Genomic DNA, 14,354 nt, shown 5'->3' with positions numbered 1-14,354 from the left:
GCCCCTTTCGCGCCCGCTTATGAAGGCCGCTGAAACGCTGCGCGCGCCTGTTCAACGCGTTCGCGCGTGACGCAGTTCAACGAGTGATCATTGATCAGCCCCATGGCCTGCATAAACGCAAACGCGGTGGTGGGGCCGAAAAACTTCCAGCCGCGCTTTTTAAGATCTTTTGCTAACGCGATAGATTCCGGCGATGTGGTTTGCGTTTGTGGGGCAGGCAGAGAAGCGCTATCCGGTTCATAGCGCCAGAAAAACGCCGCTAGCGAGCCTTCTTGAACCACCATTTCCTGCGCACAACGCGCGTTATTGATGGTGGCTTCGATCTTACCGCGGTGGCGAATAATGCCCGCATCTTGCAGTAAGCGCTGCACGTCCTCTTCGTCAAAACCGGCGACTTTATTGAAGTCGAAGTGGTGGAAAGCCGCGCGGAAATTCTCGCGCTTGTTCAAAATCGTGCGCCAGCTTAAGCCTGACTGAAAGCTCTCCAAGCAGAGCTTTTCAAACAGCCGCTGGTCATCGGCAACGGGAAAGCCCCACTCATGGTCGTGGTAGGGCAGAAACTCCGCTGCTCCGCCACACCACTGGCAGCGTGGGTGACCATCGGGAGCGATAAAAGCGTTGGCCATTAGCGCGCCTCCTGCCCGTCGAACCACTCCTGGGCCGTGCGCCAAAGGCACATGCCGGCGAAGTAAGCAGAGGTCAATCCTAAGCCCCATAGTGCCCAGGCAGCTTGATCAGGGGCTGAAAGGATTAACGAGGTCGCGCAGCCACACCAAAGCAGCGTCACAGCGATATTGAGCGGCATAAATAGACGCACTCGAAACGGATGCAAAAACTTCATTTTCGTCACGGTCAGCATCGCCAGGACGAGTATCGCGCCAAACGTCAGCAGTGGCGGTAAATCAAGAATGTAAAAATAGGCGGCGGCAATGTTCCAGGCGGCGGGAAAGCCTACGAAGTAATTATCCTGGCTTTTCATATCGACGTTGCAGAAACAGAACATCGACGACAGCAAAATGATAAAAACGGAGATCAGCCCTAAATAGGGTGGCAATTCAATGAAGTAGTAAATGAACAGCGCGGGGATAAAGGCCCAGGTGAGGTAATCAATCACCATATCCAGCGTGGAACCATCGAAGTGGGGCAGTACGGACTTCACCTCATATTTGCGCGCCAGAGTGCCATCAATGCCATCGATCATCATCGCTGCCCCCAGCCAGAGCAGGCAGGCCACCGGGTTGTTATCAACCAGCGCTAGCAGCGCCATCGTGCCAAGCAGCACGCCGCTGGCGGTGAAGACATGGACACTCCAAGCTTTGTAAATCGGTGCTCGGGATTCAGTTTGAGTAGAGAGTGATTGGACCACGGTAACCCCAGTGGGAACGCGTCGTCCCCTTGCTGTTGGATTGATTAATAAACGTTCAAAAGACGATACACTACTATAAGAAAGCCGTCAGGAAATACGATGATAGAACAGCTGGGGTTGATTAATCCTCACTGAGTGACAGACATGTTGAAGAAGTTAATATCAATTATTTCTAATGGATAGGTAGGCGTCACTGAGCCATCGTCCTGACTCTAGCAGTTGGTCTTCCGTTGAGCCTGCATAGCCAAGCACTAAACCGGGATGCTTTTTACCAGATAAGTAATAACGGGAAAGTGGAGAAAGTGTTAGGCCTGATTCATTGGCGCTCTTGACGAGTAAGGCTTCTTCTTCGGCGCTTTGAAGCGTGGCCAATAAATGCATTCCCGCATGCCCCTCGGATAGCTTAAGCCCTTTGGTAACTGCTGGTGCCAGTGCTTGGCGTAGGCAGGCTTGCCGCTGGCGATAGGCGCTTCGCATGCGGGAAATATGGCGAGAGAAGTGCCCATTGGCAATAAATTCAGCAAGTGCCGACTGTACAGGGTAGTTGCCTTCACGATGTAGCCGAGCATGAGCGAGCTTGAACGCTTCAGCGAGTGTATCGGGCAGCACGAGATAGCCTAGGCGTAGGCCGGGATAAAGCACCTTACTGAAGGTGCCCACATAAATAACCGATGTCTGTGCTGCGAGCCCCTGTAGTGAAGGCGTGGGCGGCGTATCGTATCGAAACTCACTATCGTAATCGTCTTCGATAATCCAACTACCCGCATGGGAAGCATGATCAAGTAATGCCAATCGTCTGGGCGTTGGCATAGTGACGCCAATGGGGTATTGATGAGACGGTGTCACATAGATAAGTCGAGGTGGTGGTGAATTCGCAGGAGCAAGTGACGGGTTGAGCCCCTGTTCGTCTACGGGAACGGGCGTTATCGACAAGCCTGCAGCCAAAAAGCAAGCTTGTGCTCCCCCGTAACCAGGCTCTTCCATCCACATACTATCGCCATGATCAGTAAGCAGCTGGGTAATCAATTCAAACGCCTGCTGAGCACCTTGGGTAATGACAATCTGCTCTGGCTGGCATCGTACCGCACGGGAGAGTCTCAGGTAGTCACAGAGAACAGCCTTGAGTTCAGGCAGCCCTCCGCCTGTTTGATAATCCATCCATCCCATTTCTGCGTGATGGTAGTGACGCCGTAAAAGACGTTGCCATTGTTCGCGGGGAAACAAGTCAAGAGCCGGTACGCCGGGTGCAAAGGCGTGATGACCATTACTGAGTGTTTCACCCAACTTCAATAGTCTTTGCCCTCTAGACGAATAGCGGACTGGTAACGGTGAGGCAATCTCCGCCCTGGGAAGAATGGTTGGCAGCCTCGCTACATAAAGGCCTGCTCCTTGGTGAGCGCTTAATAACCCTTCAGCCAAGAGCCGGTCCATGGCCGCTAGCACCGTATTGCGGCTAATACCGAGCATGCCCGAAAGGTGGCGGGAGGAGGGAAGCAGGTCGCCTGCCGCTAGCTCGCCATGCTGAATCCACTCTTTGAGCGCGCAGTAAAGCTGCTGAACAAGTGTAAGCTTTTTATCGACTTTCAGCCTTAGCGCTAGCGCTTCTGCAATCCAGTCGCTCGCGGCATCACGTTGTTTCACTGGTTCCCTCGATTTGGTAGTAATTGGCTCTTACTAACAGACCACTATAGCGGCAAACTTCCTCATATCACCATCTGCATATAGGAGTAGTTGTCATCATGAAAACTCGCCCGGCGGTAATGAGTGACTTGGAAGTGCTCAGTGGATTATTGGATGGCTATCGGCAGTTCTATAGTCAGCAAAGTGATATTGAGGCAGCACGACTTTTTTTAGAGCAGCGTATGGGACTAGGGGACTCATATATTCTGGTTAGTGAAAGTGATGACGGCGCACTGACGGGGTTTGTGCAGATGTATCCTGGTGTCTCAACGGTAGGCTTGAATGCTCGCTGGACGTTGAATGATTTATTTGTTCTGCCTAACTACCGTGATCAAGGTGCTGGTAAAGCGTTGATGGAAGCAGCTACCCAGTTAGCCCGGGAGCACGGTGTGGCACGTTTGATACTCATGACACAAGTAGAAAACCAGCGTGCTCAACACCTTTATGAGTCATTGGGGTGGCAACGCAATACCGCTTTTTACGGCTATTTATTGGATATCAAATAAGGAGCATAAAATGAGCGAGCCCCACTCTGCCGTACTTGCCTTTCCTTGCGCTACGCCGGATTTAATGGCTGCCGCCATGTATGACAAGCTCTGTTACCACACCGATGCCTGGGATGTGGCACAGGATTTGGCAAAAGGTGTGGCTAGCATCAAGGTGGTTGATACTCGAAGTTTCGAGCAATATTGTGCTGGACATATTCCTGGAGCGATCAGTTTGCCGCACAAGGAAATGACGCCATCGCGCTTAGCTGAACTCGATAAAAACCTTGTTTATATCGCCTACTGCGACGGTATTGGCTGTAATGGTTCAACCAAAGGTGCTTGGAAGCTCTCGAGTGCAGGGCTTCAGGTCAAAGAGCTATTGGGCGGGTTGGATTTTTGGCGCCGTGATCAACACCCTATCGAAATAGGAAGCCAGGTGGGGAGCCTGGCAAAATCTGGCGCTATTGACTGCGGCTGCTAGTGCGGCAGGGAACAGGCTCGGCATGCGGCCGAGCCTGAAAAATAGCTCTCGGTTTTGCTTCACTTATGTGCCCTTCTAAGGCTTTCCATCGTTTTATGAGTGCTTGCCGCGATGAGAAAAGCTAAGTCATTTCCGGCAACTTACACACGTCCACCCACTGGGCACCAGCCAGCTCGGCCAACTGCTTGGGGCTTAAACGCACCGCGCTATTCGGTGATCCCGCCGCGGGCAGCACTTCATCGAATGCGTGTAGGGATTCGTCGCAATAGACGGGGAGATCCGTCGCTAGCCCAAACGGGCATACTCCGCCCACCGGATGACTGGTCAGTTCCATCACGGTGTCAGCATCGAGCATTTTAGCTTTGCCGCCGAAGGTATCGCGGATTTTGCGGTTATCGATCCGTGCATCGCCACTGGCCACAATCAGCAGCGGTTTCTCGCCTACTTTAAACGCCAATGTTTTCGCAATCTGCCCAGGGGCGACACCGTGAGCCTCGGCGGCGAGCTGTACGGTCGCCGTGCTTGTTTCCAGCTCTTCAATGGCTACCTCTGGCGCGTGCTCGGCAAAAAACTGGCGAACGGTCTCGATGCTCATGATGGGCTCCTTGGTAATATGAAGTAGTAACTTAGCGTGTCTTCCGCTAGCTAGCCAAGTGAGGTTGAGATAACCGCTTCGAGCGGTTGGCTTAGTTGCGCAAAAGTTATGCCAGAAAAACGAAATGGCTCATAGATAAAACGTTTAAATAGTGTGCTTATATAGAGGTCATTTGGTGGTAGTTTATTAAACAACTAAAAGCCTGCAGCTGTTGCTGAGAGGTGAGAAATGTCATTTCAAGATGTTGGTCGCTAAACGCACCGATGCAGATGGCTAGAACGCCGATGGAAGGACACATGCTGCATGCAAGAGGTAAAGGCTGACAACGCGCTGAACTCAAAAGCTACGCTTCCTTGGCACCGTACGGTGGTGGGTAAAGTCGCCATCTTCATGCTGTTAGGCGTGATTTTTGCGTATCTCATGGGCGCTATGCTGGGTTTTACCATGGTCGAGCGTAGCGCTCGGGATCAGTGGAGCCGTGAGGCGCAGGTCAATGCGCAGATTGTCAGTGCCACCATCCGACGTATTTATACGTCCGTAGCGGTGCGAACCGACCCAACCGGGCAAGTGACACAGTTGGTGGCGGCACGGCCAATTGGCGATGAAGATTCGGTGCTGAGCACTGGCTTTAGCCCCATCGACGTATTGGCACTGGCCAGCGCCCAAACGCGCCACAACGTTTGGCTCTTTGCATTGACGGATAACGACCGTCTCGCGCCGGTCGCGGATGCCTTTAACAGCACCACGGGAGACATGCTGTTTCCCACCACCTCTGAGGTAGGTCGCAGCTCCTTAGCCAACGCATTTTATGTGGGGTTTGCCCGTATTGGTGACGAGGAGCACTTCGTCAGTTCCCTGCCCATCATTAGCCCACAAGGCGACCTGCATGGCGTCGTGGTGTCGAGCATTGGCTTGAAGAGTGAGCTGTATCAAGTACACCGTGAGCTGATCTTGAAAGTTGCGGCGTCCTTGGGGGTGGTGCTGCTCGCCACGGCGCTTTTGATCAGTATGTTGATGAACCAGCTGTTTAGACCGGTGCCGCGTTTGATACGTGCACTCACCCATATTGCCCAGAACGAGACGGGGCGCGCCACCCCTTACACGTGGCGTAGTGATGAAATTGGCTGTATGGCACAGGCCATCGAAGCGCTGCGCAAAAAAGTGGAAGAGCGTGAGCAGCTTTTGGAAGTCAAGGAGCAGGCACTACGCTACCAGCACTTGGCGCATCATGACGCCCTGACCAAACTGCCGAATCGCACACAGTTCAATGATGTGCTGCAGGAAGCGGTCACTCAGGTTCCCCACGGGGCGTCCTTCAATGTCATGCTCTTTGATCTCGATCGCTTCAAGGCAGTGAACGATACGCTCGGCCATGCGGCGGGCGATACCTTGCTGGTGGACGCGAGCCAGCGCGTGCAGGCGCTGCTGGAGGAGAGCGATCTCGTCGCTCGGCTGGATGGAGACGAATTCTCGATCATCCAGTATGCCCACCGCGATGCCTTGGCCGAAGCCAAGCAACTCGCCCGCCAACTGGTCGACGCCCTGCAAAAGCCGTTCTCCATCGATGGCCATGAAGTGCGTATCGGTGTGAGCGTGGGCATTGCGCTGGCGCCACGAGATGGCAACAGCAGCCACTCACTACTCCGTAGCGCCGACGTGGCGCTGTATACTGCGAAAGCCATGGGGCGTGGCCGCTATGCAGTCTTCAACCCTGACATGACCATGGGTGCCAAACCGTATGACGGCTAAAACCGGCGTCTGGTTGGCTCTGGCGCTGACGAGTCAGGTCGCCAGTGCTGGGCCTGTTGACCTTGAGGCATCGCCTACTCTGTCGCGAATCGCACAACGTCAAGTCATTACGCTTGGCCACCGCAGCCACGAGATCCCTTTCTCTTACGTGGTCGATGGGCGGCCCGCTGGCTACTCCGTGGATCTGTGTATGGCAGTGGTAGCGAGCCTACGGCAGCGGCTGGGCGGCATGCCGCTCGAGGTCCGTTTCGTACCGGTCACCCCCGTCAATCGGTTCATTCTGCTGCGCCATGGTGAGATCGACCTCGAGTGCGGTGTGACCACACGCTCGCCGGAGCGTCTCGCACAGGCTGCGTTTACCTATCCTCACTTTTATACCGCCACACGCTACGTGGCTCTCGCGGACAACGCGATGCAGACACTGGCGGATCTCGCGGGTCGAAGCGTGGTGTCGACGACGGGAACGATCAACATCGAGCAGCTCAACGCCCTCAACCGCCATCACGGCCTGAACCTCGCCGTCATGCTCAGCCGTAGCCACGACGAGGCGTTCGCCATGGTTGCAAACGAGCAGGCCGCTGCGTTCGTGATGGACGAGGTTTTGCTGGCAAGCCTGATCACCAGTGCGGCGTCCCCCGAGCGTTTTCATATTTCAGAAGAAGCGATCAGCGAACCCAAGCCCTACGGCTTAATGATGCCGCTCGAAGATCCGGTATTTGCCGACATGGTCAATGACGCGCTGTATGCCTACTACCAAAGCGGTGCGATTCATGCGCTATACGATCGTTGGTTTCTGCAGCCCATACCGCCTGACAACCGGGTGATTGGCCTACCATTAAGTGAAGAGCTGGCGGCTACGTTCGAGCACCCAGAGGCGGCCGAATAAGGAGGTGAGACATGAAGATCCAAGCGCAGTGGTGGGCAGGGCTCCTCATGGCGGTGTGGTCCGTCGCCTCGGCGGCCGATATCAATACGCTGCAGCGGCTGAATGAGACAGGCACGCTTCGTGTGGGCTATGGCGATACCGCGCCTTTTTCGTATACCGATGACGAGGGCAACGTGTTGGGCTACTCCATCGAGCTATGCCAGCGGGTGGCGGCGCAGTTACAGCAGCAGCTTGGTTTGCCCACCCTCGATATCGAATATGTGTTCAGAACACCCGGTAATCGAGTGCAGCTGCTAAACAGCGGTGACATCGATATCGAATGCAATGCTAGCACCAACAATGCGGAGCGCCGCCGCAGCGCTGAGTTTTCGCTGAGCCATTTCTTTGTGTCCGTGCGCTTTGTGGCACTCAAGGAGAACCAGTTTTTAACGCTTCAGGACCTGGCCGGGAGGAGCGTAAGCGTGGCCAGGGGCACCGTCAATGTCAGCCAAATCAACCAGGCCAACCGCGAACGGCAGCTCAATCTCTCCGTCGTGCCGGTGGAAACGTTGCAAGAAGCCTTCGATTTGGTCACCGAGGGCCGTGTGGCAGCGTTCGCCATGGACGATATTTTGCTCAGTACGTTGATAGCGGCAGCGGAGGAGCCGTCGGCGTACTCCCTCTCAGAGGAAGCCATCACTGCTGAAGAGCCGCTGGGCCTGCTCATGCGTGAAGACGATCAAGCGTTCGTGGCCCAGGTCAATCAAGCGCTGCGCACCATTTATCGACGGGGAGACATGCAGGTGCTCTACGAGCGCTGGTTCCAACAGCCCTTGCCCGGCAAGGGGATTACGCTCAACGTCCCGATGAGCGATACCTTGGCCCAGCATTTCATGAACCCTCAGGGGTAGGCCGCTCGAAAGCGGCCAAGAGTACTCGGATGCTTAATCGGCCAACGCGCTCGCCACTTCTTTCACTTGAAGCGCCAAGCTTTGCAAGCCGCCGCCCGAGAGATACCACAGGGCGGGAGTGAGCATCACGACTCTGGGCGCGGCGCCGGCTTCCGCTAGAGTGGCACGTAGCTGATCGGCGTCTGCGGGTTCGTCGCCAATGGCGGCGCTGCGGTCGATCACAAGCACCGCGTCAGGGTCGATCTCGGCAATGGCGTCAGCGGAAAGCGGCGTAAAAGTGCGTTCACCGCGTACGTCGGGAGTCACGCTCTCGGGCATCTCTAGGGCGGCAATGCCCAGCACCTGATGTACCACCGGGTGCTGGTTGAGCATCAGGTTGCCGCCATTGTGCGTGACGACCAGCGTCGTTGGGGCATCCTGCAGCGCTTCGCGCTGGCGCTCGATCTCGCTGTTCAGCGTTGTGAGCGCCTCTTCGGCTTCGCTTTCTACCGCGAGTTGGCTGGCCAGTTCGCGCACATTGCGCTCGACCGCAGCAAGATACGCCTCGCCTGAAACACTAGCATCAAATAGTGTGGCAATATCGCCTAGCTCTTCGGCCCACTCGGCCTGGCGGCCCGTGTGCACAATCAGCGTGGGGTTGGCGTCTGCCAGCGCTGCCATGTCGGGCGAGCGCAGGCCGCCAATATCGGTGTAGGCATCGGCGGCATACTGCTCCAGGTAGATCGGCAAGCTGGCTTTGGGCACGCCCACCACGTGCTCACTCGCCCCGAGAGCGTCCAGCGTATCCAGGCTGCCTAAATCAAACGTGGCAATGCGCTGCTCGGCGCTTGCGGCGGCGCTGGCACTGGCCAGCAGTAGCGCCGTAGCGAAGGTCGTGACTTTCATGGGAATCCCTTTTTTGAGAAACATAGCTGTCTTTTGAGAAGTATAGTTATATGCAATAGTTTCTCATTATTGCAGCAGGCCAAGGCGTTGTCTTGCGCATCGGTGGGAACGGTGCGTTGCTTAACGTGCGATGCTTTCTCTGGGAGCTTGCTCTAGAAAGGGAGGAGGGTAATGTGGCTGACTCCCTTATTGTTTCAGCAACCCCAAAAATGCATCCACCACGCGATTCGGGCGACGGTCGTGGCGGGTGACTAACACAAAGGGAATACGGTAGTGCTGGGTGGTCGGGTGCAGGGCGCGCATTTTGCCTGCCGCTACCCACTGCGCAGCCACATGCTCGGGTAGGAAGCCGATGAAGCGCCCGGTGAGGATGAGAAACGCCGCGCCTTCTCGATCGGATGCCGAGGCCTGTAGGTTGAGGGCTTCATGAGCCTGACGTGCGGTATCGGGAAGCGGGTAGCGCGGTCGGATGGCGGGGTAGCGGGTGAGGTGGTCTGAGGTCGATGCGTCGTCGGGCAGGCTGAACAGCGGGTGATCAGCGGAGCAGTACAAGTACGAGGGCTCGTCGTAGAGTAAACGCGTTGCTAGGCTGGTGGGCAGGTTCACGGCAGGCACCACACCCACGTGCAGGTGGCCATCCATCACGCCGCGAATCACCGCGTCGGAGGGCTCCATGTGAATATGCACCGTGACCTCGTGGTTCGGCGCCGTCAATGCGGCCAGGGCATGGGTCACGTTCATGGCGGGCAGCGTGACCAAGTTATCGGTAATGCCGATATTCAGCTCGCCTTTGATGGTGTGATGCAGCGCGTTCACATCGCTTTTGAACGTCTCCAGCGCCGTGAGCAGCGTCAGCCCGGCTTGATAAATCTCTTTGCCCTCTTCTGTCAGGTTGAAGCCACCGCGCCCCCGCTGGCAAAGCGAAAACCCCAAACGGCTTTCCAGGTCGCTCATGTGCTGACTGATGGCCGAACGGCTAATGCCTAACGTGGTCTCCGCTGCGGTAAACCCCCCACACTCCACCACCGTCTTAAAAATACGTACCAAGCGTATGTCGTAGTCGCTCATTTGGCCCAGTGCTGCCATAACTACCTCTTCTTGATAAAAAGGGCGTTTATTGAGGTAACGGATTTGCTAAAAATTGATATACATCAAAAAAGCGACGCGCCACTATCGAGTAATGCCATCTTGATGTCGCGGTGGTGTATCTTCCACTGTTCTTTTTTACACTGTATCAGGTGCGCCTGCGGGATGCCTGAATAAGGTCGACGTGTGATGTTTCCTTCTCGCAGTGACTCAACGGCCCGCGATGTGCCCGTGTTACCCAGGTATCGACGTTTGCAGCGTCGCGCCATAGCCCTCTTCCTGGTAGCGCTGTGCGTGATGGTGTCGCTGTTCGGCTGGCTGCTGACCGGCCAGTACCAGCAGGAGATCCGTGCAGCAGAAGCGCGGGCAACGGCTCGCTCCAATGTGATGACCGAATGGGCGAAAGGGATCTTTGGCCAGAGCGGTCAAGCACTCTTTACCTTGGCTCAGCATGTCGAGACCCGAGGGTTCGAGAGTGCTGAAGGGATGGCCGATATCCAGCGCTCCGTCGAAGCCTTGACCCGCTACATGCCGCTGATTAACGAGCTGGGCATTCTCAACGCTCAGGGGCGTGTTTGGATCAGCAGCAGTGATAATCGCCATGCCGGTATCGACATCAGCCATACTGCCTTTTTTCGCTCGTTTCAGCAGGGGGAGCAGCGCGAACTCGTGACCCCGCTCTACTGGTCGGAGGAGGACGCGCAGTTTTATCTTTATCACGCCCGCCGGATCAGCGGTGAGAACGACCGCTTCGAAGGCATCGTGGTCGCGCGTTTGGTACCGCAAACCCTTATGGATGCCCTCCAGCAAATGCGCGTTTACGATGGCGAAAGCATGAGCTTGGTAGATGGCACCTTGAAACTGATTGCCCGTCATCCGGCGCCTGCGAAGCCCGCCGTGGTGGGAACGCAGATCGACGATCCGGCCACTCAGCAGTGGCTGACCACCCAGCAAGCCTCCCAAACCTTTACCGCCCGCTCGCCGCTGGACGGGCGCGAGCGCCTGTTCCATATGCAGCGGGTGGGCCGTTATCCCGTGCTAGTGGTGGTCGGGGTCGATGTGCAGCGCCAGCTTGCCGGATGGCGTCAGCGTGGCCTGGTACTGACGGTGGTAATGGCCGTCATGGTGCTACTGGGCGCTTGGGGTGGGCGCCACTACTTGAACCGGCTGGGGCTGTCGTATCGGCTGCAATCCCGAGAAGCGCGTCTGGACGCGTTGATTAACTCGCTGCAGGATTTGATTTTCGTCTTTGATGGCAAGGGGCGGTTTCGCTTTATCCATGCCATCGAGAAAGACAAACTGCTGTTGGGAAGCCAGCAAGCGCTGGGTCGTCACTACCAAGAAGTGCTGCCTGCCGCATTGGCCGCGACGTTCGACACCGTGTTTCATCAAGTCCAGCGCTCGGGCCAAGTGGCGACGTTCGAGTACCCGCTGATGCTCGGCCAGCAGCAGCGCTATTTTCACGCGACGGTGAGCCCGTTAGCTAGCAATACTCATCACGTTGAAGGAGTCCTATCCGTGACCCGCGATATTACCGAGGCGAAGCAAGCCGAAGTCGAGCTGCAAATTGCTGCCGCTGCCTTTCAGGCGCACTTGGGCATTATGGTGACCGACGCGCGGGGTAATATTTTGAAAGTGAACGATACCTTCAAGCGCATTACCGGTTACAGCGATGAGGAAGTGGTGGGCAAAAACCCGCGTATGTTTAGTTCGGGCCATCACAACGCCGCGTTTTATCGTCGGTTATGGCGTAGCGTATTGGCCACGGGGAACTGGGAAGGGGAGATCTGGAATCAGCGCAAGAACGGAGAGCTGTTTCCCGAGTGGCTGACCATCAGCGCGGTGTACGGTGCGACGGGTGAACTGACCCACTATGTGGCCACCATGAGCGATATCAGCGAGCGTAAGGCCGCCGAGCAAGAGATTCACCAGCTCGCGTTCTACGACCCGCTCACCGGGTTTGCCAACCGGCGACTGTTCATGGACCGTGTGGGCACGGCGCTCAAAGAGCTGAATCGCCACCAACGCTGCGGCGCGCTCCTGCTGATCGATATCGATAACTTCAACCATGTGAACGATACTCTGGGACACCATGCGGGCGACCAGCTGCTGCAGTGTGTGGCGCGCCGATTCGGTCAGATGCTGCGCGACACCGATACCCTGGCCCGGCTGGGCAGCGACGAGTTTGCCGTGTTGATCGAAGGTGTGGATGGCAGCCCTCGTCAGACTCAAACGCTGGCGGAACACATTGCCCGGAAGCTATTGGCAGCACTGGATGAACCCGTGGCCATTGGCGAAGAGAGCGCCGTGGTGACCGCCAGTGTGGGCATTACCATCGTCTCGGATAGCCAGCGTAGTGCCGATGACTACCTGCAGCAGGTGGATATGGCACTTTCTCAGGCCAAGATGAGCGGTCGTCACGCGCTGCGCTTCTTCGATCCCTCCATGCAGGCATCGCTGCTGGCCAAAGTGAAGCTGGAAGCGGAGCTGCGTCAGGCGCTGGAGAACGACCAGTGGCGGCTCCACTATCAGCCCCAAGTGGATCGTCACGGCACGTTGACGGGGGTGGAAGCGCTGCTGCGGTGGCAGCACCCCGAGCGCGGCATGGTCTCTCCGGGTGAGTTTATTCCGCTCCTGGAGAGCACCGGGCTCATCAACGACGTGGGAGAATGGGTATTGGAAGAGGCCTGCCAGCAGCTTGCCCGCTGGGCACCTTCCCCGCTGCTCAGCCAGCTGACGATCTCGGTCAATATCAGCCCGCTGCAGTTTCGTGAAGCGGACTTTCTGGCCCGTCTCGAGCAGGTGTTTCAGCGCACCCAAGCGCCGCTGGCCCAGCTTAAGCTCGAAGTCACCGAGTCGCTGTTCGTGGAAGCCCGCGACGATGCTCGGGATAAGATGCTCAGCTTGAAAGCGCTGGGCGTGCGCTTCTCATTGGATGACTTCGGCACCGGCTACTCGTCGCTGGCATACTTGGCGCAGCTGCCGCTGGATCAGCTGAAAATCGACCAGTCCTTCGTGCAGCAGGTGCTCGAGAGCAAGGCCAACGCTGCTATCGTAGAGAGTACCATTGCCCTCGCGAAGAGCTTGAACCTGGATATCATTGCCGAAGGCGTCGAAGCGCCGGCCCAGCAGGCGTGGCTGATGGCCCACGGCTGCCACGCCTTTCAGGGCTATCTGTTTGGCCGTCCGGCCCCGGTCGGCGAGATCGAGGCGATGGTGTCAGCGCACTCCCGCTCGTGAGCGGGCCAGCTGCGCGTGCAGTGACGCGATGAGTGGCTCATGCTCAATGGGGTCGGGGGTAATGACCTCGAGCCGTGAGTCCTGCCGCCAGGCGCTGCTCGTCACGCTGAGCGCGCCGTCTGCGCGGTTGAGCCGCTTCCAGCCGTCGGTGGTGTGGAACACCCCTTTCACTCGCGCCGTAGCGGGTAGCTCGCCAACACAATGGGCGAGATGGTCGAGGTCGAATCGCTCGGTAGGGTGCCAACGCAGGCCCGTACTGGTGTAACCCAGGGCGCTGGCGGTGTGTTGCTCCGGCTCGCCGGGGGGCGGCGGAAAATCAAAAAAAGCGCCTTCCAGACTAGGCGCTGCGGCCAGGGCTCGGTGCGCTTCAGGCATCTCGGGTTGGTCGTGTTGACGCGCTTTGCCGCTGCCCAATAGCAGTGCCACGGGGAGCCCGCCCTGATCGACCGTATGCACCCACTTTGGGGTTGGCCATAGCGCGCCGACAAATTGCTGCGCTCGTTGATGCTGCGCCGTACTTGCCTGGTCGCCCATGGTGATGGCGATGGCATCGGCCATGTGGAGCTGGTCCTGAAACGTGTCGTGCTCGCGCACGCGGGCTTCGTCCAATCGGCGTGGGTCAAGCGTGGCGATGATATCCTGCACCGCCACCACGTCTCGAAACGCCTCGCCGCGCAATAAATCTAATAACCCCGCCGGATGGCCAAGGCCCGATGGCTCGATAATCACCCGGTCGGGCTTGCTGCGCGCTAATAAATTGACCAGCGCCGCCTGAAGCACGAACGCTAGCTGGCAGCATAGGCAGCCGCCGGGCAAGCCTTTCACCACCACATCATCGCGGGTATCGAACATGGCCTGATCAATGCCGATCTGGCCAAATTCGTTGACCAGAATGGCCCATTTCTCATCCACAGGCTTTTGCTCGATCAGGCTGTGGATAAGCGTAGTTTTGCCGCTACCTAAAAAGCCGGTGACGATGTGAACGGGAACGCGTGAAGCGGCTGCCAA

At 57.1% G+C, this 14,354-nt stretch carries 13 protein-coding genes; 6 read left to right on the top strand and 7 right to left on the bottom strand.

Annotation, left to right across the window (positions count from 1 at the left end; genetic code table 11):
* Positions 1 to 17 precede the first annotated feature (17 nt).
* The 3 genes from CTT34_RS16220 to pdxR form a co-directional block, all read right to left on the bottom strand.
* Positions 18 to 626, bottom strand: a complete 609-nt coding sequence (locus CTT34_RS16220) for a DNA-3-methyladenine glycosylase I (RefSeq protein ID WP_159343346.1) — start codon at positions 624 to 626, stop codon at positions 18 to 20.
* Positions 626 to 1,366 (bottom strand): phosphatidylcholine synthase, encoded by a 741-nt coding sequence (gene pcsA, locus CTT34_RS16215; protein ID WP_302476119.1) that lies wholly within the window; start codon positions 1,364 to 1,366, stop codon positions 626 to 628. The genes CTT34_RS16220 and pcsA overlap by 1 nt, the downstream gene beginning before the upstream one ends.
* 162 nt (positions 1,367 to 1,528) lie before the next feature.
* Positions 1,529 to 3,007, bottom strand: a complete 1,479-nt coding sequence (gene pdxR / locus CTT34_RS16210; protein WP_159343345.1) for a MocR-like pyridoxine biosynthesis transcription factor PdxR — start codon at positions 3,005 to 3,007, stop codon at positions 1,529 to 1,531.
* 98 nt (positions 3,008 to 3,105) lie between these two features.
* Between pdxR and CTT34_RS16205 the strand changes: the two genes are divergently transcribed.
* Both CTT34_RS16205 and CTT34_RS16200 read left to right on the top strand, forming a co-directional pair.
* Positions 3,106 to 3,552 carry a GNAT family N-acetyltransferase gene (locus CTT34_RS16205; protein ID WP_390620241.1) on the top strand — a complete coding sequence of 149 codons (447 nt, stop codon included), beginning with the start codon at positions 3,106 to 3,108 and terminating at the stop codon, positions 3,550 to 3,552.
* Positions 3,553 to 3,562: 10 nt separating this feature from the next.
* Positions 3,563 to 4,015: a rhodanese-like domain-containing protein gene (locus CTT34_RS16200; RefSeq protein WP_159343344.1), complete on the top strand. Its 453-nt coding sequence runs from the start codon at positions 3,563 to 3,565 to the stop codon at positions 4,013 to 4,015.
* A 121-nt stretch (positions 4,016 to 4,136) separates the two neighbouring features.
* Here CTT34_RS16200 and CTT34_RS16195 read toward each other — a convergent pair whose 3' ends face one another.
* Positions 4,137 to 4,610, bottom strand: a complete 474-nt coding sequence (locus tag CTT34_RS16195; RefSeq protein WP_159343343.1) for a YbaK/EbsC family protein — start codon at positions 4,608 to 4,610, stop codon at positions 4,137 to 4,139.
* Positions 4,611 to 4,913: 303 nt separating this feature from the next.
* On the opposite strand from CTT34_RS16195, the gene CTT34_RS16190 reads away from it, so the two are divergent.
* From CTT34_RS16190 to CTT34_RS16180, 3 genes are read left to right on the top strand one after another with little or no spacing between them, the layout of a single operon-like run.
* Positions 4,914 to 6,359, top strand: coding sequence for a GGDEF domain-containing protein (locus CTT34_RS16190; protein ID WP_159343342.1), 1,446 nt, complete (start codon positions 4,914 to 4,916; stop codon positions 6,357 to 6,359).
* A complete protein-coding gene (locus CTT34_RS16185) occupies positions 6,349 to 7,245 on the top strand; it encodes an amino acid ABC transporter substrate-binding protein (RefSeq protein ID WP_159343341.1) in 897 nt (298 codons plus the stop codon). Before CTT34_RS16190 ends, CTT34_RS16185 begins: the two co-directional genes overlap by 11 nt.
* 11 nt (positions 7,246 to 7,256) lie before the next feature.
* On the top strand, positions 7,257 to 8,135 hold the full coding sequence (locus CTT34_RS16180) for an amino acid ABC transporter substrate-binding protein (RefSeq protein WP_254436405.1): 879 nt from the start codon (positions 7,257 to 7,259) through the stop codon (positions 8,133 to 8,135).
* A gap of 33 nt (positions 8,136 to 8,168) precedes the next feature.
* On the opposite strand, the gene CTT34_RS16175 is transcribed toward CTT34_RS16180, so the two are convergent.
* Both CTT34_RS16175 and CTT34_RS16170 read right to left on the bottom strand, forming a co-directional pair.
* A complete protein-coding gene (locus tag CTT34_RS16175; RefSeq protein ID WP_159343340.1) occupies positions 8,169 to 9,020 on the bottom strand; it encodes an ABC transporter substrate-binding protein in 852 nt (283 codons plus the stop codon).
* 186 nt (positions 9,021 to 9,206) lie between these two features.
* A complete protein-coding gene (locus CTT34_RS16170) occupies positions 9,207 to 10,106 on the bottom strand; it encodes a LysR family transcriptional regulator (RefSeq protein ID WP_159343339.1) in 900 nt (299 codons plus the stop codon).
* Between the two features lie 189 nt (positions 10,107 to 10,295).
* On the opposite strand from CTT34_RS16170, the gene CTT34_RS16165 reads away from it, so the two are divergent.
* A complete protein-coding gene (locus CTT34_RS16165) occupies positions 10,296 to 13,346 on the top strand; it encodes a bifunctional diguanylate cyclase/phosphodiesterase (protein WP_167520903.1) in 3,051 nt (1,016 codons plus the stop codon).
* Here the strand turns inward: CTT34_RS16165 and CTT34_RS16160 are convergent.
* Positions 13,326 to 14,354: a CobW family GTP-binding protein gene (locus tag CTT34_RS16160; RefSeq protein ID WP_159343338.1), complete on the bottom strand. Its 1,029-nt coding sequence runs from the start codon at positions 14,352 to 14,354 to the stop codon at positions 13,326 to 13,328. The genes CTT34_RS16165 and CTT34_RS16160 overlap by 21 nt on opposite strands.

The organism is Halomonas meridiana (genome assembly GCF_009846525.1).
Taxonomy (GTDB): Bacteria; Pseudomonadota; Gammaproteobacteria; order Pseudomonadales; family Halomonadaceae; genus Vreelandella.
Note: the sequence above shows the minus strand (reverse complement) of the source record. Positions and strands in the feature narration are given on the sequence as shown.

What these genes read in the sequence shown, in the direction of transcription:
- CTT34_RS16220 (WP_159343346.1), bottom strand. Translation starts at nt 626, where the DNA reads ATGGCCAACGCTTTTATCGCTCCCGATGGTCACCCACGCTGCCAGTGG.
- CTT34_RS16205 (WP_390620241.1), top strand. Translation starts at nt 3,106, where the DNA reads ATGAAAACTCGCCCGGCGGTAATGAGTGACTTGGAAGTGCTCAGTGGA.
- CTT34_RS16200 (WP_159343344.1), top strand. Translation starts at nt 3,563, where the DNA reads ATGAGCGAGCCCCACTCTGCCGTACTTGCCTTTCCTTGCGCTACGCCG.
- CTT34_RS16195 (WP_159343343.1), bottom strand. Translation starts at nt 4,610, where the DNA reads ATGAGCATCGAGACCGTTCGCCAGTTTTTTGCCGAGCACGCGCCAGAG.
- CTT34_RS16190 (WP_159343342.1), top strand. Translation starts at nt 4,914, where the DNA reads ATGCAAGAGGTAAAGGCTGACAACGCGCTGAACTCAAAAGCTACGCTT.
- CTT34_RS16185 (WP_159343341.1), top strand. Translation starts at nt 6,349, where the DNA reads ATGACGGCTAAAACCGGCGTCTGGTTGGCTCTGGCGCTGACGAGTCAG.
- CTT34_RS16180 (WP_254436405.1), top strand. Translation starts at nt 7,257, where the DNA reads ATGAAGATCCAAGCGCAGTGGTGGGCAGGGCTCCTCATGGCGGTGTGG.
- CTT34_RS16175 (WP_159343340.1), bottom strand. Translation starts at nt 9,020, where the DNA reads ATGAAAGTCACGACCTTCGCTACGGCGCTACTGCTGGCCAGTGCCAGC.
- CTT34_RS16170 (WP_159343339.1), bottom strand. Translation starts at nt 10,106, where the DNA reads ATGGCAGCACTGGGCCAAATGAGCGACTACGACATACGCTTGGTACGT.
- CTT34_RS16165 (WP_167520903.1), top strand. Translation starts at nt 10,296, where the DNA reads ATGTTTCCTTCTCGCAGTGACTCAACGGCCCGCGATGTGCCCGTGTTA.